Annotated in this window: 14 protein-coding genes; 11 read left to right on the top strand and 3 right to left on the bottom strand. The window is 75.0% G+C overall.

The annotated features are described in order from the left end of the window. The first annotated feature begins 63 nt into the window (after positions 1–63). From ACYVDA_RS02570 to ACYVDA_RS02550, 5 genes are all read left to right on the top strand, one after another. Complete coding sequence (locus ACYVDA_RS02570) at positions 64–1,455, top strand: outer membrane protein assembly factor BamB family protein (protein WP_460814730.1); 1,392 nt, start codon at positions 64–66, stop codon at positions 1,453–1,455. Positions 1,456–1,600: 145 nt separating this feature from the next. After that, positions 1,601–3,112 carry an alkaline phosphatase gene (locus ACYVDA_RS02565; RefSeq protein ID WP_460814727.1) on the top strand — a complete coding sequence of 504 codons (1,512 nt, stop codon included), beginning with the start codon at positions 1,601–1,603 and terminating at the stop codon, positions 3,110–3,112. Between the two features lie 119 nt (positions 3,113–3,231). Then, complete coding sequence (locus tag ACYVDA_RS02560) at positions 3,232–3,792, top strand: hypothetical protein (protein ID WP_460814724.1); 561 nt, start codon at positions 3,232–3,234, stop codon at positions 3,790–3,792. A 98-nt stretch (positions 3,793–3,890) separates the two neighbouring features. Beyond that, entirely contained in the window at positions 3,891–6,005 is a 2,115-nt protein-coding gene (locus ACYVDA_RS02555; protein WP_460814722.1) for a RecQ family ATP-dependent DNA helicase, read from the top strand. A gap of 111 nt (positions 6,006–6,116) precedes the next feature. Next, positions 6,117–7,511 (top strand): malic enzyme-like NAD(P)-binding protein, encoded by a 1,395-nt coding sequence (locus ACYVDA_RS02550; protein WP_460814720.1) that lies wholly within the window; start codon positions 6,117–6,119, stop codon positions 7,509–7,511. Here ACYVDA_RS02550 and ACYVDA_RS02545 read toward each other — a convergent pair. After that, positions 7,508–8,482 (bottom strand): alpha/beta fold hydrolase, encoded by a 975-nt coding sequence (locus tag ACYVDA_RS02545; RefSeq protein WP_460814718.1) that lies wholly within the window; start codon positions 8,480–8,482, stop codon positions 7,508–7,510. The two genes, ACYVDA_RS02550 and ACYVDA_RS02545, sit on opposite strands and share 4 nt — an antisense overlap. Before the next feature lie 137 nt (positions 8,483–8,619). Between ACYVDA_RS02545 and ACYVDA_RS02540 the strand changes: the two genes are divergently transcribed. Both ACYVDA_RS02540 and ACYVDA_RS02535 read left to right on the top strand, forming a co-directional pair. Next, positions 8,620–11,415 (top strand): DEAD/DEAH box helicase, encoded by a 2,796-nt coding sequence (locus ACYVDA_RS02540; protein ID WP_460814716.1) that lies wholly within the window; start codon positions 8,620–8,622, stop codon positions 11,413–11,415. Further along, on the top strand, positions 11,408–12,127 hold the full coding sequence (locus ACYVDA_RS02535; RefSeq protein WP_460814714.1) for an SWIM zinc finger family protein: 720 nt from the start codon (positions 11,408–11,410) through the stop codon (positions 12,125–12,127). The genes ACYVDA_RS02540 and ACYVDA_RS02535 overlap by 8 nt, the downstream gene beginning before the upstream one ends. Before the next feature lie 11 nt (positions 12,128–12,138). Here ACYVDA_RS02535 and ACYVDA_RS02530 read toward each other — a convergent pair whose 3' ends face one another. Together ACYVDA_RS02530 and ACYVDA_RS02525 are read right to left on the bottom strand one after the other, a co-directional pair. Further along, complete coding sequence (locus ACYVDA_RS02530; RefSeq protein ID WP_460814712.1) at positions 12,139–12,687, bottom strand: SACE_7040 family transcriptional regulator; 549 nt, start codon at positions 12,685–12,687, stop codon at positions 12,139–12,141. A 124-nt stretch (positions 12,688–12,811) separates the two neighbouring features. Next, a complete protein-coding gene (locus ACYVDA_RS02525) occupies positions 12,812–13,420 on the bottom strand; it encodes a hypothetical protein (protein ID WP_460814710.1) in 609 nt (202 codons plus the stop codon). Between the two features lie 331 nt (positions 13,421–13,751). On the opposite strand from ACYVDA_RS02525, the gene ACYVDA_RS02520 reads away from it, so the two are divergent. From ACYVDA_RS02520 to ACYVDA_RS02505, 4 genes are read left to right on the top strand one after another with little or no spacing between them, the layout of a single operon-like run. Further along, the gene (locus tag ACYVDA_RS02520; protein ID WP_460814707.1) at positions 13,752–15,332 is read left to right on the top strand and encodes a carboxyl transferase domain-containing protein; all 1,581 of its coding nucleotides are present in this window, start codon (positions 13,752–13,754) and stop codon (positions 15,330–15,332) included. A 5-nt stretch (positions 15,333–15,337) separates the two neighbouring features. Then, the gene (locus ACYVDA_RS02515; RefSeq protein WP_460814705.1) at positions 15,338–17,254 is read left to right on the top strand and encodes an acetyl/propionyl/methylcrotonyl-CoA carboxylase subunit alpha; all 1,917 of its coding nucleotides are present in this window, start codon (positions 15,338–15,340) and stop codon (positions 17,252–17,254) included. Next, complete coding sequence (locus ACYVDA_RS02510) at positions 17,247–18,158, top strand: hydroxymethylglutaryl-CoA lyase (protein ID WP_460814703.1); 912 nt, start codon at positions 17,247–17,249, stop codon at positions 18,156–18,158. Before ACYVDA_RS02515 ends, ACYVDA_RS02510 begins: the two co-directional genes overlap by 8 nt. Before the next feature lie 6 nt (positions 18,159–18,164). Continuing rightward, positions 18,165–19,373 (top strand): hypothetical protein, encoded by a 1,209-nt coding sequence (locus ACYVDA_RS02505; RefSeq protein ID WP_460814699.1) that lies wholly within the window; start codon positions 18,165–18,167, stop codon positions 19,371–19,373. Position 19,374 lies beyond the last annotated feature (1 nt).

The following is a 19,374-nucleotide window of genomic DNA, read 5'->3' as shown; positions in this document are numbered from 1 at the left end:
TCTCCGGACGGCGTACGGCGTGACCCGTCCCCCGGTCGGCCCAACCCTGTCTAGGCTCACCGCGTGAGCGAGGCGGGTCGGGGCGGCGACGGCGAGGAGCCGCGGCGCCCGCTGCTCGCCAGCCGGCGGACCTGGGGGCTCGGGCTGCTCGCGGCCCTCGTCGTGGCGGCCGGCGGGGGCGCGGTGGCCGTGCACCAGCTGCGCCAGGAGGCCGCCTGCGGAGCCGGGGTCGTCTCGCGGACCGCGGCGCAGTCGTCGTCGCCGTTCCTCGGGGCGGCCGACCGAGCCCGGCAGCCCGACGCCCGGCGCGACCGGCTGGTGGCGCGGCTCGCGGCCGACGGGCCGCCGGTCGGGCCGGTGCTGGGGGCGGTCGGCTACGACTACGACCAGTGGGCCCAGCTGTCGGCGTACGCCCAGGGGCTCGGGGTCCGCACCCGGGACAACCCCGACTTCACGATGCTCGACGACCGCACCCTGCGGCCGCGGTGGAGCGTGCGGGTCCAGGCCGGCCGGTCGGCGTACGACGCGGACGCGCGCTCCTACCTGGTGGCCACCCTGCCCGCCGACGCCGCCCCGGAGGTGGTGCTGCTCGACGCGGGCACGGGTCGCCGGCGCTGGTGCGCGCGCGTGGGGGACGTCGCCGTGCGCGGGACCCGGCCCTTCGCCACCCAGCTGCTCGGGGACGGCTCGGTCGTCGTCCTGACCCCGGCCGCGGGCGGGCGCGAGCGCGTCACCCGCCTCGACAGCCGCGACGGCCGGGTGCGGTGGAGCCGGACCCTGGACGCCGACGCCGGCGACTACCTGGGCAGCGCGGGCGCCCACGGCCTGCTGGTCGGCGGGCGCGGGGCCGACCAGCTGCTCGAGGACTCCTCGCTGCGGGCGCGTCCCAGCGGCACCGGCGTCGCGATGCTCGACGACCGCGACGGCAGCACGACCTGGACGCTGCCGACCTCGCGCGCCGAGGACGTGCACGTGATCGGCGTGGACGCGTCGGGGTCGGCGTACCTCCAGGCCCGCCGGGCGGGTGAGCAGTCCGAGCGGATGGTCGCGGTCGACCCCGACGGGACGCCGCGGTGGACGATCTCGCCGGCCCGCAACGAGGCGTACGACGTGACCCTGCGCGGGCGCCGCCTGCTGGTGCGCGTGACCGCCGGCCTCGCGGCGTACGGCACCTCGGGCGGGCGGCGGCTGTGGACCCGCACCCTGCCGGCGCGACCGCAGCAGCTGCCCTACGGCTTCTCCCTCGACGCGCAACCCTCGCTGGACGCCGACCACCTGCTGCTCGGCGGCACCAGCGCGCTGCGGACGCTGGACCTGCGCGACGGCAGCACCACCGACGCCGCGCTGCCCACCGACGGCATCAGCACGACGTACTGGCCCTACCAGGTGGTGCTCACCGACCGCCTGCTCGCCGTCGCCACCAACACCGGCGCGGTGGTCGCGCGACGGGGCTGAGGGGCGGTCCGGGGCCTTCCGCCGTCGCGTTCACCGCCTCGCCACCGGGTGTTCATCCCGGCGGGCTCCGACGGCGGTGCGGGCTGCCTAGCGTCCGTCGGGTGCGCCACCCGGCGCACGTTCGCCTGCTCAGCGAAGGAACACCATGTCCCCACGCACGACCTCTCGAACGGTGGGCACGACACTCGTCGTGCTGGCCGCGGTCACCGGCTCGACCATCCTCAGCTCCACCACGACGGCGAGCGCCGACTCGCCCCGAGACTCCCGGCGCATCAAGAACGTCATCTACCTCCTCGGCGACGGCATGGGTCGGACCCACGTCACCGCGGGCCGCGAGCGCTTCTACGGCGCCGCCGGCCACCTGAACATGGAGAACCTGGGCACCACCGGCCAGGTCTCGACGTACGCCGTGAACAAGCGGTCCGGCCAGCCCGGGTCGGCCGACTTCTCCCCCAACCTGGTCACCGACTCCGCCTCGGCCGCCACGGCCTGGGCCTCGGGGGTCAAGACCTACAACGCGGCCCTCGGCGTGGACGCCAAGGGCGACGTCAAGCCGACCGTGATGGAGCTGGCCAAGAACGCCGGCTACCGCACCGGCAACGTGTCCACCGCCGAGATCACCGACGCGACGCCGGCGGCCCAGATGAGCCACGCGCTCGCCCGGGGCTGCCAGGGCCCGACGTACTCCGCCGCCGCCTGCCAGGACCCCTCGGTCACCGGCGGGCCGCTCCCGACCTCGGACGTGCGCGTCACGCCGATCGCCGACCAGATCGCCCGCAACGGCACCGCCGACGTCATCCTGGGAGGCGGTCTGTCCCGCTTCGAGGCCAGCGACGAGGACGCCCTGAAGGCGCAGGGCTACCGCGTGCTCGGGTCCCCCACCACCCAGACCGTCGCGACCAAGGCCGACCTCGCATCGGCCAGCGGCGCCAAGGTCTTCGGGCTGTTCAACAAGGGCAACCTCACCATCGAGAAGTACAAGCGCCAGAACCCCTCCTCGGCGCAGGCCCAGGAGCCCACGCTCCCGGCGCTGACCAGCAAGGCCATCGACCTGCTTGCCGCGAAGAAGGCGGGCAAGGGGGGGAAGGGCTTCTACCTCCAGGTCGAGGGCGCGCTGATCGACAAGCGGTCGCACGCCAACGACGCCGCGCAGACGCTGGAGGAGATCAAGGCCTTCGACGACGCGGTGAAGGTCGCGCGGGACTTCGCCGCGCGGGACGGCCACACCCTCGTGATCGTCACGGCCGACCACGAGTGCGCCGGCTTCAACATCATCGAGAAGGGCACCTACACCAACGCCGAGGCGGCCGCGCCGCCCGCCAACGTCGACTCGGGCAACACCGCGAACAACTCGACCCCGAGCCGTCCCACCAGCGGCGCCAAGGACCCGGCCCGCTCGACCGGACCGGTCAACGGCTCCGGCGCCGGTGACCCGAAGAACTTCGCGCCCGCGACGTTCCGCACGCCCGACGACGCTCCCGGCGTCGAGGACGGCTCCCCCGAGGCCAGCCTGTGGCTGACCTACCTCTCGGGCAACCACACCGGTGCCGACGTCCCGGTCTTCTCCTACGGCGCCGGCTCCTCGGCGCTCGAGGGGAGCATCGACAACACCGACCTCTTCGGGATCGTGGGCTCGGCCCTCGGCGTGACCCGCTGACCCCCGCCCCTCGGGGCACCACCCCTCCCCGGGGCTGCCGGGCCGTCACCCGGCCCGGCAGCCCCGACCCGAAGTCCCGGCCCGACTCCCGGGCCCTGAACAGTGAAATCCGAGGCACCATGCGCCCCACCCGGATCCACGTCCTCCTCGGCACGCTCCTCGTCGCCGCCCTCGTCGCCGGTCTCGTCGTGGCCGGCCTCCAGCACTCCGGCACCACGAGCGCCGAGACCTCCCGCACCACCGCCCAGGACCGGTCGGTCGTCGACGCCTCCGGCGCCCGCACCCGGCTGACCGGCCTGACCCCGGCGACCGCGGAGCCCACCCTCCCGGGGCTCACCTCCGCGGCTCCCGCGCGCGGCACCGTCGCCCGGGTCGCCGGCCCGTTCGACGACCGCTTCCGCTGGTCCGGCCTCGCCCTGGACCGCCAGCGCGTCACCGGGACGATCACCGTCACCAGCGACGTCAGCGACCTCCTCGAGCTGGCGGTCGTCGCCGGCTTCTACGACCGGTCGGGCCGCCTCGTGGCGACCCGTCGGTGGGTCCACCACGCCACCGTCCACGACGAGGCCGGGGCCCACCTCCCGGTCGAGCACGAGCGGTTCACCGTCGCGGTCCCGCGCGACCTCCGGGACACCGTCGTCGCGGCGGCGGTGGGCGTCCCGGTGCTCGTCAACGAGTGACCGGGTGACCGGGGCCGCCCACCGCCGCCCGACCGGTCGTCCACAGGCCCCGCCCCTCGGCCTCGCGGCTGTCGGTGCGCCTTGGTAGACAGACCCCCATGAGCACCACGACGCAGCCCGGCGCCGCCACCAGCGCCCGCGACGAGGCCGAGCAGCACCTCCGGGCGCTGGTCGGGTCACCCGACGCGCGCCTCCACGACGACCAGTGGGCGGCCATCGAGGCGCTGGTCGTCGAGCAGAGCCGCGTGCTCGTGGTCCAGCGCACGGGGTGGGGCAAGTCGGCGGTCTACTTCGTGGCGACGGCCCTGCTGCGCTCGCTGGGCGCCGGGCCGACGGTGATCATCTCCCCGCTGCTCGCGCTGATGCGCAACCAGATCGAGGCCGCCGACCGGGCCGGCATCCGGGCCGCGACCATCAACTCCACCAACGTCGACGACTGGTCGGCCATCCAGGCCCGGGTCGACGCCGGCGAGATCGACGTCCTGCTGGTGAGCCCCGAGCGGCTCAACAACCCGTCGTTCCGCGAGCAGGTGCTGCCCCAGCTCACCGAGACCGCGGGTCTGCTCGTGGTCGACGAGGCCCACTGCATCTCCGACTGGGGACACGACTTCCGTCCCGACTACCGCCGCATCCGCCAGATGCTGGCCACCCTGCCCGACGGCATCCCGGTCCTGGCCACCACCGCGACCGCCAACCAGCGGGTCACCGCCGACGTCGCCGAGCAGCTGGGCGACGACGTCCTGGTCCTGCGCGGCACCCTGGACCGCGAGTCGCTGCACCTCTCGGTCCTCCGTCTGGACCGGCCCGAGCACCGCCTGGCCTGGCTCTCGGACCACCTCGCCGACCTCGAGGGCTCCGGGATCGTCTACACCCTGACGGTGGCCGCGACGCAGGAGGTGGCCGAGCACCTGCGCTCGCGGGGGCACGCCGTGGCGGCGTACTCCGGTCAGACCGAGGCCACCGAGCGCCAGGCCCTCGAGCAGGACCTGCTCGCCGGGCGGCTCAAGGCGCTCGTCGCGACCAGCGCGCTCGGGATGGGGTTCGACGCCCGCCTCGGCTTCGTCATCAACCTCGGCGCCCCGGCCTCGCCGGTCGCCTACTACCAGCAGGTCGGCCGCGCCGGCCGCGGCACCACCGACGCCCAGGTCATCCTGCTGCCGGCCCACGAGGACCGCGACGTCTGGCGCTACTTCGCCTCGCTGGCGTTCCCGCCCGAGCAGCACGTCCGCACGACGCTGCACGCGCTCGCGGGCTCCGAGAGGCCGATGTCGACCGCCCAGCTCGAGACCCACGTCGACCTGTCCCGCAACCGGCTCGAGACGATGCTCAAGGTGCTCGACGTCGACGGCGCCGTCGACCGGGTCCAGGGCGGCTGGGTCGCGACGGGTCAGGACTGGGTCTACGAGCAGGAGCGCTACGAGCGGGTCGCCGCGGCCCGGCGCGAGGAGCAGGCCGCGATGCTGGCCTACGTCGCCACCGACGGCTGCCGGATGCGCTTCCTGCGCGAGCAGCTCGACGACCCGGAGGCGGCCGACTGCGGCCGCTGCGACAACTGCGGCGGCGCCCACCTGTCCGCCGACGTCTCCGGCGAGGCCGTGGAGCAGGCCGGCAGCCGGCTGCGGCGTCCCGGGGTGACCCTCGCGCCGCGCAAGATGTGGCCGACCGCGCTGACCAACCTGGGCCTGGACCTCAAGGGCAAGATCGCCGACGGCGCCGAGCCCGGCCGCGCCGTGGGCCGACTCACCGACCTTGGCCACGGGCAGGCGCTGCGCGCGCTGTTCGCCCCCGACGCCACCGACGGTCCGGTGCCCTCGTCGCTGGTCGACGCCGTCGTCGAGGTGCTCCGGGACTGGGCGCCCGAGTGGGGCACCCGCCCGACCGGGGTGGCCTACGTCGAGTCCGCCCGTCGTCCCGAGCTGGTGCGCGACCTGGCCACCGGCCTGTCCCGGCTGATGCGGCTGCCGCTGGTGGCCCGGTGGGAGATCGCCGACCACGACGTGCCCCCCGGTGCGGGCGCGGCCAACTCGGCCCGTCGCGTCGCGGCGGTCACCCGTCGGGCCCGGCTGGCCGTCGACGAGCCGCTCGACGGCGGTCCGGTGCTGCTGGTCGACGACCTCGTCGTGACCGGCTGGACCCTCACCCTGGCCGCTCGGGCCCTGCGCCAGGCCGGCGCCGCCGCCGTCCTGCCGGTCACCCTGGGCGCCGAGTCCTGAGCCGGCCGGCCGTCGACGCGGGACCCGGGACCGGCTTGTGTACACAGTGTTCACGGCCGTGACCGACCTCACGACTCGCGGGTAACGACGCCCGCGGTGCAGGATGCCCTCATGGTCGAGAAGAAGCGCAGAGCAGCCACGAGCGGGTCCTACAGCATCACGGTGCGACTGTTCACCGAGGTGGACCCGGCCCTGGTCGGGCAGATCGCCACCGCCATCGCCACCGAGGGCGGCATCGTCACCGCGCTCGACGTCGCGGAGTCGCGCCACGACCGGATCGTCTACGACGTGACCTGCTCGGCCACCGACTCCGAGCACGCCAACGAGATCGTCGACCACCTGCGCACGCTCGAGGGCATCACCGTCCACAAGGTCTCCGACCGCACCTTCCTGCTGCACATCGGCGGCAAGATCGAGGTCCGGTCCAAGGTGCCGCTCAGGACCCGCGACGACCTCTCGATGGCCTACACCCCCGGCGTCGGGCGGGTCAGCCTGGCGCTGGCCGAGAACCCCGACGACGTCGCCCGCCTGACCGTCAAGGGCAACAGCGTCGCCGTCGTCACCGACGGCTCGGCGGTCCTGGGCCTGGGCAACATCGGGCCCGGCGCGGCGCTGCCGGTCATGGAGGGCAAGGCGGCGCTGTTCAAGCGCTTCGCCGACATCGACGCCTGGCCGATCTGCCTCGACACCCAGGACACCGACCGCATCGTCGACGTCGTCGCCGCGATCGCGCCCGGCTTCGGCGGCATCAACCTCGAGGACATCGCCGCCCCCCGGTGCTTCGAGATCGAGCGTCGGCTGCGCGAGCGCCTCGACATCCCGGTCTTCCACGACGACCAGCACGGCACCGCGATCGTGGTCCTGGCCGCGCTGACCAACGCCCTGCGCTGCGTGACCAAGAAGCTCGCCGACGTGCGCGTCGTGGTGGCCGGCGCCGGCGCCGCGGGCACCGCGATCGTGACCCTGCTCCTGGCCGCCGGCGCCCAGGACGTCGTGGTCTGCGACAAGGACGGCGCCCTGGCCGAGGGCGACGAGACGCTGTCGCCGGCGATGGCCGAGCTGGCCTCGCGCACCAACCCCCGCAAGGTCCGCGGCGACCTGCACACCGCGCTGACCGGGGCCGACGTCTTCATCGGCGTCAGCGCGCCGGGCGTCCTCGAGGGCGAGTGGATCACCGACATGGCCGACAAGCCGATCGTGTTCGCGCTGGCCAACCCCGACCCCGAGATCGACCCGGCCGAGGCGGGCCGCTACGCCGCCGTGGTCGCCAGCGGTCGCTCCGACTACCCCAACCAGATCAACAACGTGCTGGCGTTCCCCGGCGTCTTCCGCGGCCTGCTCGACGCCCGCGCCAAGGACGTGACCATGGAGATGCTGCTGCGCGCCGCCGACGCGATCGCCCACTGCGTCTCCGACGAGGAGCTCAACGCCAGCTTCATCATCCCGGGCGTCTTCGACGGCCGCGTCCCCAAGGCCGTCGCCCGGGCGATCCAGGGCATCGACTAGCGCGAGGCCTCGGCGTACGCCTCCATCTCGGCGTACGCCGACGCGAGCGCCTCGCTCATCAGCGGCCCGCCGTGGCCCTCCTCCTCGACCACGACCAGGCGGCTCCCGGGCCAGCGCCGGTGGAGCCGCCAGGCGGTCTCGACGGGTCCGCTCACGTCGAGGCGTCCGTGGACCATCGCGCACGGCAGGTGGGTGACCGCGTCCAGCCCGTCGAGGATCCCGCTCTCGCCCAGGAACGAGTCGTGGGCCCAGCTGTGCACGACGTGGGTCGCGATCCGGACCTGCTCGTCCGCGTCACGGCCCAGGAAGCCGCCGACCGGGAACCCCAGGGCGCGGTGCCCGATGGCCACGTGGGCGTCCTCCCAGGTGCACCAGGCGACCGCGGCCGCCCGGCGCACCTCCGGGTCGGGGCCGGTCAGCCGCTCGAGGTAGGCCTCGACGACCCGCTGGCCCGGCCGTCGGCCCGACCCGGCGTCCAGCGCCTCGAAGGCCTCCGGGTAGATCCGGCCGACCCCCTCGCTGATCCAGTCGATCTCCCGGCGCGAGCCGGTGGTGACGGCGTACAGGACCAGGCCGGTGACGCGGTCGGGGTGCGCCTCGGCGTACGCCAGGGCGAGGGTGGAGCCCCACGACCCGCCGGCCGCCAGCCAGCGCTCGACCCCGAGGTGCTCGCGGAGCTGCTCGAGGTCGGCCACCATCCGGGCGGTGGTCAGCCCGGCGAGGTCGAACCCGGGATCGCTGACCAGCGGCCGGCTGCGGCCGCAGGCCCGCTGGTCGAGGCCGATGATCCGCCACCGCGCGGGATCGGGGCTCCGCCGGTAGCCGCCGGACCCCAGTCCCCCGCCCGGGCCGCCGTGCAGCCACACCAGCGGGAGGCCGTCCGGGTTGCCCGAGGACTCCCAGTAGAGCTCGGCCCCGTCGTCCGTCCGGGCCGTACCGGTCGCGTGGGGCTCGATCGCGGGAGGGGTCACCGGCCCAGGCTAGGGCGACGGACGGCGACGCACGCCGACCCGGCGGGCCGGCACGCGGCCCTGTCGGTGCGCCCGGTTAGGTTCGGACCTCGACCCGGGCCACCCAGCCGCCCGCGGACCCGGGAGGAGGGACCACCGTGAGCTTCGTCCCGCTCCAGGGGCCGGCCGCCCTCGTGGCCGCCGACCCGCCCCGCGAGAGCGAGGTGGAGTTCTCCGGCCCGGCGCGCACGGTGCGGATGCCGATGCGCGGGGCGATCCCGGTGCTGACCCGGGCGATGCGGGTGCCCGACGCGCACCCCTCGGTGGGGCTGCTCAGCGGTGCCACCCTGTTGGCGATGAAGCTGGTCGCGGCCGGCCGGGTGCGGCTCTCGGAGACCGGCGACTCCTGGCGGGTGGGGCCGCTGGAGGCCGAGGACCACGCCCGGTTCCACGCGCTGGCCACCTCCCGCCCGCTGGCGGACCGCTCGGCCGCGGAGGCCGAGGCCGAGGTCCGGCTGCTGGTCGACGCCGTCGCGGACACGATGACCCGGCCGCCGTCCCCGACGGGTGGACCCCCCAGGTCCACCGGGTCGGCGGGACCCTCCGGCCCGGCAACCGCACCCCGACGCACCCTGGCCGAGCGGGTCGCGGCCGCGGAGGACCCGGACGCACGGCTGCCGCACCGCGTGCGACTGGCGCTGCGGGTCGAGTCGCCCGAGGAGGCGCTGGTCGACGGCGGGGTCGTGGTCGTGCCGGTGGCCCACGACGTCGACGACGACGCCCACTTCGCCGACGCCGAGCGGCTCTGGCGCGGCGACGCCGACGAGCACGGGTTCGCTCGCCGGGCCCGCGTCGCGCTCGCCACCGCGCTGCGGGCGGCCACCGAGGCCTGGGGACCGCTCGACCGGCTGCTGCGGCTGCCGGTCCCCGACCGCATCACCCTCGACGCCGAGGAGCTCACCGACCTGCTCGACACCGGTCTGACCGCGCTGGACGCGGTCGGCGTCGACGTGTTCTGGCCGCGCGGTCTGCGCCAGGAGCTGGTCCCCCAGGGCCGCGTCGACACCGCGGCCTCCCCCCGCGAGGGGGCGCTGATCGAGGGCCTGTTCACCGAGGCGGCGCTGTTCTCCTTCGACTGGCGGCTCGCGCTCGGTCCCGGGGGGCCGGCCGGCGCCGACGGCGGCACCCTGACCGACGAGGAGATGACCGCGCTCGCCGAGGCGCGCTCACCGGTGATCCGGCTGCGCGACAACTGGGTCGTCATCGACCCGGCCGTCGCCCGCCGCGCCCGCCGTCGCGTGCGGGCCGGCTCCGACCACGTCCCGCTCGCCCCGGTGGTGGCGCTCCAGGCGGCGCTGACCGGCAAGCTCTACCTCGACGGCGGCGTGATGGAGGTGCACCCGGGGGCGACCCTGGAGAAGGTCCGGGACCGCGTCGTCGGAGCGGCCGCGGCTCCTCCGCTGCCGACCCCGGCCGGCCTCACGGCCACCCTCCGCGACTACCAGCGGCACGGGTTCACCTGGTTGGCCGAGCTCACGGGCGCCGGGCTGGGTGCCTGCCTGGCCGACGACATGGGGCTGGGCAAGACGGTCACCCTGATCGCGCTGCACCTGCACCGCCGCGAGCGCGGGCTGGCGAGCGGGCCGACGCTCGTGGTCTGCCCGGCCTCGCTGATGGGCAACTGGGAGGCCGAGATCCGCCGCTTCGCCCCCGGGGTGGCCACCCGCCGGTTCCACGGTCCCGGTCGGACGCTGGAGGGGCTCGAGGACGGGTTCGTGCTCACGACGTACGGCACGATGCGGCTCGACGCCGCCGCCGACGGACCCCGGCTGCTGCCGGGGGTCCCGTGGGACCTGGTGGTCGCCGACGAGGCCCAGCACGTCAAGAACGCGCGCTCCTCCACCGCCCGCCACCTGCGCAGCATCACCTCGCGCTGCCGGGTCGCGCTGACCGGCACCCCGGTCGAGAACGACCTCACCGAGCTGTGGGCGATCCTCGACTGGGCCACGCCGGGCCTGCTGGGCTCGCGCAACGCCTTCCGCAAGGTCTGGGCGGGGCCGATCGAGGGCGGCGCCGACCCGGCGATCACCCGGGAGTTCGCGCAGCTGGTCGAGCCGTTCCTGCTCCGGCGCCGCAAGTCCGACCCGGGCATCGCCCCCGAGCTGCCGGTCAAGACCGAGACCGACGAGCGGGTCAACCTCACCCACGAGCAGGTCGTCCTCTACGAGGCGCTGGTGCGCGAGTCGATGGACCGTATCGAGCGGGCCGACGAGCAGACCCGCCGCGGCCTGGTCCTGGCCCTGCTCACCGGTCTGAAGCAGATCTGCAACCACCCGGCCCACTACCTGCGCCAGCCCGCCGGACGGCTCAAGGGACGCTCGGAGAAGCTGGAGCTCCTCGACGAGCTGGTCGGCACGATCCTGGCCGAGAACGGCGCGGTCCTGGTCTTCACCCAGTACGTCGAGATGGCCCGCCTGCTCCAGCGCCACCTGACCGCGGCGTCCGTGCCGACCCTCTTCCTGCACGGCGGCACCCCCGTGCCCGCCCGGGAGCAGATGGTGCGCGACTTCCAGGACGGCGCCGCGCCGGTCTTCCTGCTCTCGCTCAAGGCCGGTGGCACCGGGCTCAACCTCACCCGGGCCGACCACGTCATCCACTTCGACCGCTGGTGGAACCCCGCCGTGGAGGACCAGGCCACCGACCGGGCCTACCGGATCGGCCAGACCCGCCCGGTCCAGGTGCACCGCCTGTTCACCGAGGGCACGATCGAGGAGAAGGTCGACGAGCTGCTGGCCCGCAAGCGTGCGCTCGCCGACTCGGTGCTCGGCGCCGGGGAGGCCGCGCTGACCGAGCTCAGCGACACCGAGCTGCGCGACCTGGTCACGCTGCGCCGCGAGGACGACCGCCGGCTCGGGCGGCGGCGCGGCACCGACGGCCCGGACCCCGGTGCCTGACCCGCTGGTCCTGCCGCGGCGGGGCCGGGTGCGCGCGAGCCCGCCGACGACGTCGTGGTGGGCCCGGGCGTTCGTGCGCTCCTTCGAGGAGCTGACCGTCGACCCCGGCGAGCTGGTGGCCGCGCGGCGGCTGGCCCGCTCGGGGCGCCTGGGCGCGACGGTCGTGATCACCGGGATGGCCTCCGCGGTGGTCGACCCGCAGGGCGAGGAGTCGTGGATCCCCCAGGTGCGGGTGGAGCGGCTCGGCGGGGGCGGCTGGGAGGTGCTGGTGCGCGAGGCCGCCCGGGAGAGCGGGTTCGCCGCGGCGCTCGAGGCCGGCGACCTGCCGGTCGAGCTGGTCGAGCGCGCCGACGAGGCCGGCACCGAGGTCCTCCCGGGCCCCGAGGCGATCACCACCGCCTGCGACTGCGACGCGCGGGTGCAGCCCTGCGTGCACGTGCTCGCGCTGCTCCAACAGCTGGCGTGGTCGGTCGACACCGACCCCTACGTCCTCCTGCTGCTGCGCGGCCGCACCCGCGAGGCGCTGCTGGAGCAGATCGACGAGGCCGTCACCGGGCCCCGCTCAGGACCCGCTCCCGGGGCCGTCGAGCGCGACGACGCCCGTGCCCGCGCGGCCCAGATCCTCGCCCTGGCCCAGGAGGCGCCCTCCGGTCACGGCCTGGCCGACGCCCGTTCCGCGGCGTACGACGAGACGGTGAGCCGGCTGCTCTGAGCCGGGCCGGGTCAGGCGGCGAGCAGGGCCCGCTCGGCCATCTGGCGGAGCAGGGCCGACATCTCCTCGGACTCCAGGAAGGCGCTGTGGGGCGTGGAGTTGAGCAGGCCGAAGGCCGCGTGAACGGCAGCGCTGGCGGCCCGCTCGGACAGGTCGGGCTGGACCGCCCGCAGCTGCTCGGCCCACACCTCGATGTAGGCGCGCTGGGTGTCGCGCACCTTCTCGCGCGCCTCCAGCGGCAGGGCGGACCAGTCGCGGTCCTGCACGACGATGAGCGCCTCGTGCTCGAGGGCGAAGCTCACGTGCCACTCGATCAGGCTGCTCAGCGCCTCGCGCGGTGAGCCTGCGGCGGCGACGCGGGCGCGCCCCTCGGCCAGCAGCTCGTCGCTGATGTTGACCAGCATCGCGGCGAGCACCGCGTCCTTGGAGCGGAAGTGCCGGTAGAGCGCCGGCCCGGAGAAGCCGCAGGCGGCTCCCAGCTCGGCGATCGAGACGCCGTGGAAGCCCTTCTGGGCGAACAGCTCGGCCGCCGTGGCCAGGATCTGCTCGCGTCGGTTCACGGCGCACAGGCTACGGGCGCGGGGGTCACTCCCCCCAATCGTCGGCGGTGACTTCCGCCTCGCACGGCTCCTCGGGAACGAGCGGGCCGTCCGCCGCACGCCGTACCGCCCAGGCCGGCGGGGATCAGTCCGAGTCACCCGGACAGCTGCGACCCGCACGCCGCGGGTCCAGCACGAGGAAGGTCGTGGCCTCGGGTCGGACCTCGCGCGGCAGCCCGAACGCGCGCAGTGTCACGACCGGCATCCTCGACGAGGTCGTCACCGCGGCCATCGAGCAGGTCCCGGCCCGGTAGCTCAGGTGCGCGACCGCCTCCTGGGGGAAGCCCGACTCCGGGACGATCTTGTCGACCCGGAAGATCGCGTCGTCCGCGTCGGGCACGGGCCGGTAGGTCCGCCCAGCCCAGCGCAGGCTGTCCACCTGCGCGGAGAGCGCACCGTGGGGGCCGAGCCCGGGGTACCTCACCTCCACGAGCCGCACCGGCAGGCGTCCGAGCCGGGTGACGTCCACCGTGTGACGGCAGTCCATGTCGGGGACCAGGACCACCCTCGGGTGGGGGTCGATCCTCGCCATCTTCGGGTCCTTGCACTGGAGCCCGAACAGGCTCCCCACCGACACCGCGTCGTGGGCGCGACCGGCCACGACCCACCAGCCACCCAGACCGAGGAGCACCGACACGGCGATCGCCACGCCGAGCGCGAGGCGCCGCTGCGGCGGGACCGGACGCTCGGGCATGCCCCGAGGGTAGGGCGCGGGCGGCTCTCCCGCCGCCGAACCCGGGTGGTCCTGTGGTGCTCACCTCCCCCAGCAAATGTTGCGGGCGGGACGGGAGTGGTGTCCGGCGAGGCACCTGGGCCACATCCCCACGAGGGGGCGCTGCACATGTGGGCACGACCCGCACCCGGGAGCGTGGGACCTGACCCCACGGGCCACATCTGCCTCGTCCCCCCGTGGGGATGTGGCGATCGGGTCGGTCCGGTCGCCCCAGGAGCACCACCCGCGACATTGGCAGGGCACCTCGCGCCCCGCCCTGGCGCGGCATGTTAGCGATCGCTAACATCGCGCCGTGACCTCTGACCTCGCCTCGCTCGTCGAGGAGCTCCGCGCGCGCACGGCCCGGGTGCACCTGGGCGGCTCGGAGTCCGCCCGCGCCAAGCACACCGGCCGCGGCAAGATGCTCGCCCGCGACCGCGTCGACGCCCTGCTCGACCCCGGCAGCCCGTTCCTGGAGCTGAGCCCGCTGGCGGCGTACGGGATGTACGGCGCCGACGGTGACGACTACGCCGTGCCCAGCGCCAGCATCGTGACCGGGATCGGTCGAGTCGAGGGCCGCGACTGCGTGATCGTGGCCAACGACGCGACCGTCAAGGGCGGCACCTACTACCCGATCACGGTCAAGAAGCACCTGCGGGCCCAGGAGGTGGCGCACGCCAACCGGCTGCCCTGCCTCTACCTGGTCGACTCGGGCGGCGCGTTCCTGCCGATGCAGGACGACGTCTTCCCCGACCGGGACCACTTCGGCCGGATCTTCTTCAACCAGGCCAACCTCTCGGCGGCCGGCATCCCGCAGGTCGCGGCGGTGATGGGCTCCTGCACGGCCGGCGGCGCCTACGTCCCGGCGATGTCGGACGAGTCGGTGATCGTCAAGGAGCAGGGCACGATCTTCCTCGGCGGCCCGCCGCTGGTGAAGGCCGCGACCGGCGAGGTCGTCACGGCCGAGGACCTCGGCGGCGGCGACGTCCACGCCCGCACCTCCGGCGTGGTCGACCACCTGGCCGAGGACGACGCCCACGCCCTGGCGATCGTGCGCTCGATCGTGGCGACGCTGCCGGAGCAGGGTCTCGGCCACGACGCCCGGCCGGCGGCCCTCGAGGTCGAGGAGCCGGTCGCCGACCCGACCGAGCTGTACGACGTGGTGCCGGCCGACACCCGCACGCCGTACGACGTCCGCGAGGTGATCACTCGGATCGTCGACGGCAGCCGCTTCCACGAGTTCAAGAAGCTGTACGCCGAGACGCTCGTCTGCGGGTTCGCCACGATCTGGGGCCACGACGTCGGGATCGTGGCCAACAACGGCATCCTGTTCGGCGAGTCCGCCCGCAAGGGCGCGCACTTCATCGAGCTGTGCAACCAGCGCCGCACCCCGCTGGTCTTCCTGCAGAACATCACCGGCTTCATGGTCGGGCGGGAGTACGAGAACGGCGGCATCGCCCGCGACGGCGCCAAGCTGGTCACCGCGGTCGCCTGCTCGGTGGTGCCCAAGTTCACGGTCGTCATCGGCGGGTCCTTCGGGGCCGGCAACTACGGCATGTGCGGGCGCGCCTACGACCCGCGGTTCCTGTGGATGTGGCCCAACGCGCGGATCTCGGTGATGGGCGGCGAGCAGGCCGCCAGCGTGCTGTCGACCGTGCGTCGCGACGGCCTCGAGGCCCGCGGCGAGGAGTGGTCGGCGGAGGCGGAGGAGGAGTTCAAGGCCCCGATCCGCGACCAGTACGAGCACCAGGGGTCGCCGTACTACTCGACCGCGCGGCTCTGGGACGACGGCGTGATCGACCCGCTCGACACCCGCCGGGTGCTCGGCCTCGGCCTGGCCGTCGCCGCCCACGCGCCCGTCCCGCCGCCCTCCTACGGCATCTTCCGGATGTGAGGACCATGACCATCACGACCGTCCTGATCGCCAACCGCGGGGAGATCGCGCGGCGGGTGATCCGCGGGTGCCGCCAGCGCGGGCTGCGCAGCGTGGCGCTGTTCACCGACCTCGACGCCCGGGCACCGCACGTGCGGGAGGCCGACGACGCGGTGCGCGTGGAGAGCTACCTCGACGTCGACGCGGTCGTCGCGGCGGCACGCGCGGTGGGCGCCCAGGCGGTGCACCCGGGCTACGGCTTCCTCTCCGAGCGGGCCTCCTTCGCCCGGGCGCTCGAGGAGGCCGGCATCGTGCTGGTCGGCCCGACCGCCGAGGTGATGGACCGGATGGGCCGCAAGGACGCCGCCCGCGAGGTGGCGGAGCGGGCCGGCGTCCCCGTCGTCCCGTCGTACGCCGTGGACGCCGACCCCGCGACCTTCCAGATGCCCGTGCTGGTCAAGGCCGCGGCCGGCGGCGGCGGCAAGGGGATGCGCGTGGTCCGCACCCCCGAGGAGTACGCCGACGCCCTGGCCGCCGCGCGCCGCGAGGCGACCAGCTCCTTCGGCGACGACACCATGCTGGTCGAGACCTACGTCGAGTCCGGGCGCCACGTCGAGGTGCAGGTCCTGGGCGACGCGCAGGGGCGGGTGCTGCACTTCTTCGAGCGCGACTGCTCGACCCAGCGCCGCCACCAGAAGGTGCTCGAGGAGGCCCCGGCCCCCACGATCAGCCAGGCCCAGCGCGACGAGGTCACGGCGGCCGCGGTCGCGCTGGCCGCCGAGGTCGGCTACACCGGCGCCGGCACCGTGGAGTTCCTGCTCGACAACGCGACCGGCCGGTTCTACTTCCTGGAGATGAACACCCGCCTCCAGGTCGAGCACCCCGTCACCGAGCTGGCCGTGTCCGTGGCCGGGGCGCCCCTGGACCTCGTCGACCTGCAGCTGCAGGTGGCGGCGGGGCTGCCGCTCGGCTTCGACCAGGTCGACGTGGCGATCACCGGGCACGCGATCGAGGCCCGGGTCTACGCCGAGGACTCCTTCGGCGGGTTCCTCCCCCAGGCCGGCACGGCGACCCTCGTGCGCTGGCCGCAGGGCTGCCGCGTCGACCACGCGCTGGAGTCGGGGCAGGTGGTCAGCACGGCGTACGACCCGATGCTGGGCAAGGTGATCGCCGCCGGGCCCGACCGCGAGAGCGCCCGGCTGGCCCTCGTCGCCGCGCTCGACGACACCGCCGTCCTGGGCCTGACCACCAACGCCGGCTTCCTGCGCACGCTGGTGGCCGGCGAGGAGTTCCGCGACGCGACCATCGACACCGCCTGGCTCGACACCGCCGAGGTGCCCGCGCCCGGCCCGGACCTGGCGCGGGTCTTCGCGGCCTGGACCCAGGCGATGCTGCTGGCCGACCACGGCGAGACCGGCGTGCTGCGCGCCGACGGGTTCCGGCTCAACGCCGCCCCCGCGCCCTTCCGGATCGAGCTGGACGAGGTGGTCCCGGTTCTCAGGGTCGACCGCGACCGCGGCCTGGTCGGCGACGTCCCCGTGACGCAGCTGCTCGCCGAACGGCACGTGGTGCAGCTCCTGGTCGAGGGCCGACGCCACCAGGCGGTCGTGAACGTGCAGACCCACGTGACCGAGGTGGTCGTGCGGGGTCAGCGGTTCGTCTTCGAGCGGCCCGACGTGCTCGCCACCCACGGCGCGGGCGCCGGGGAGGGCACCCTGGTGTCCCCCATGCCGGGCACCGTCCTGGCCGTCGACGTCGCGGTCGACGACCGGGTCAGCGCCGGCCAGCGCCTCGGCGTGGTCGAGGCGATGAAGATGGAGCTCGCCCTCAAGGCCCCCCACGACGGCACCGTCACCGTGGTCGGCGCCGGGGTGGGCGACCAGGTGAAGCTGGGGCAGGTGCTGTTCGAGGTGCACGCGACCGGAGGGACCGACGATGAGTGACCAGCCGCTGCCCGAGCAGGTGACGATCTACGAGGTCGGCCCCCGCGACGGTCTCCAGAACGAGAAGGGGATCGTCCCGGTCGCCGACAAGGCCGACTTCGTGCGCCGCCTGGTCGCCGCGGGCCTGCCGGTCGTCGAGGCGACCAGCTTCGTGCACCCCCGGTGGGTCCCCCAGCTGGCCGACGCGGCCGAGCTGCTGGAGCTGCTCGGCCCCGAGGGTCGTCGACACCCCGTCCTGGTGCCCAACGAGCGCGGGCTCGACCGCGCCCTGGAGCTGGGCTGCGAGCACGTCGCGATCTTCGGCAGCGCCACCGAGACCTTCGCGCAGAAGAACCTCAACCGCAGCCTGGACGAGCAGTTCGCGATGTTCGAGCCGACGGTCACGCGCGCCCGCGCGGCCGGGCTGGACGTCCGCGCCTACGTCAGCATGTGCTTCGGCGACCCCTGGGAGGGGGCCGTCCCGATCGACCAGGTGGTCGACGTGGGACGCCGTCTCTTCGACCTCGGCGCCAGCCAGCTCTCCCTCGGCGACACCATCGGCGTCGGCACGGCCGGCCACGTCGGCGACCTGCTGACCGCCTTCAACGACGCCGGTCTGGCCGACGACGTGCTGGCGGTGCACTTCCACGACACCTACGGCCAGGCGCTGGCCAACGCGTACGCCGCGCTGCGGCACGGCGTGACGACCTTCGACGCCAGCGCCGGCGGCCTCGGCGGGTGCCCGTACGCCGAGAGCGCCACCGGCAACCTGGCCACCGAGGACCTGGTCTGGATGCTGCACGGTCTCGGCGTCGCCACCGGTGTCGACCTCGACGCGCTGGTCGCCACGAGCACCTGGATGGCCGGCGTGCTCGGCCGCCCCAGCCCCTCGCGCGTCGTCACCGCGCTCGCCCCGGCACAATGACCGACCATGACGCAGGCGAGCTCCCCCCGGACCGGGTACGCCGCCGCCGTCCTGGGTTGGGCCGACCACGTCGCCGCGGGCGGCCGCACCCCCTGGGCTGACTGGGCCGCCGACCCTCCCGCGCACCATCCCGCCTCGACCGACCCGCTCCCAACGAGCCCGCAGCTCGAGCTGCTCCGGCGGCTGGTGGCGCGGGCCGGCGGCCCCGTCCCCGGTCTCGCCGAGCGGGTCCTGACGACCTCGCTGCCCGGGCGGGGGCTGGTCGACGTGCCCCTGCCCTGGCCCGAGCGACCCCGCTTCGGGTCCGCCCCGGTCGACCCGGCCGACGTCGGGGTCGAGGAGCTGCTCCGGGTCGCGGGCGGCCTGCTGGTGCACCTGCTGCCCGGCGTACGCCTCCCGCGGGCGGAGCCCGCACCGCCGCCGCGACGCTCCTGGCGGCCCCGCTCCCGGCGCCCGCAGTTCCGGGTGCACGGCCCCACCCTCGCCGCGGACGTCGTACGCCGCGACCTGCTCGCCGCCGGCTGGGCCGAGGGTGACCGGCGTCCCCACCACCTCGTGGTCGGCCTCCCCCTGGACGGGCTGGCCGCGCTGCACTGGGACACCACCACCCGGCGCGGGAGCCGGCTGCGCTGGACCACCCTGTGGCGTCGCTGGCGCAGCCTGGACCGGCTGCCGACCTCCGTCGACGTGGCCGCCACCGCCGACGGCGTGCGCCGCGCGTGCCCGCAGGACCGGGTCAGCGTCGTGCTCGGCCGCGACCTGGCCGACCTGCGCGTCCGCACCGCCGAGGGCCTCGGCCTGCCCGCCCCCACCGGCCCGGCGCCGCACCCACCGGACCCGCGGGCCGCCGACCTGCGTCGCCGCCTCAACCCGGCGCTGCGGCTGGCCGCCTCCCCCGGTCACCGGTCCCTGGGCGACCTGCGCGAGGCGCTCGCCCTGGCGCTGGACGCCACGGCGGACGGGCCAGCGGCCGGGCGCGCCCTCGGCGTACCCCCTCGGTCGCGGGCCTGGGCGCGCCGAGAGGCCGCGCGGGTGGCAGCGGACCTGCGTGCGGCTGACTACCCTGTGCTCGGCGACCCCGGCCTTGTGGGAGACCTGGCGCCGAGCACGGACCCGACGGCTCGCGGCGTCGGGCTGATCGATCCCGACAGCACCCTGGAGCTCGCCCTGGTGGCCTGCCTCCGGGCGTGGCGGCTCCAGGAAGGACGAGACTGAC

Source organism: Nocardioides korecus (genome assembly GCF_054778395.1).
This window is presented reverse-complemented; position numbering and strand designations above follow the sequence as displayed.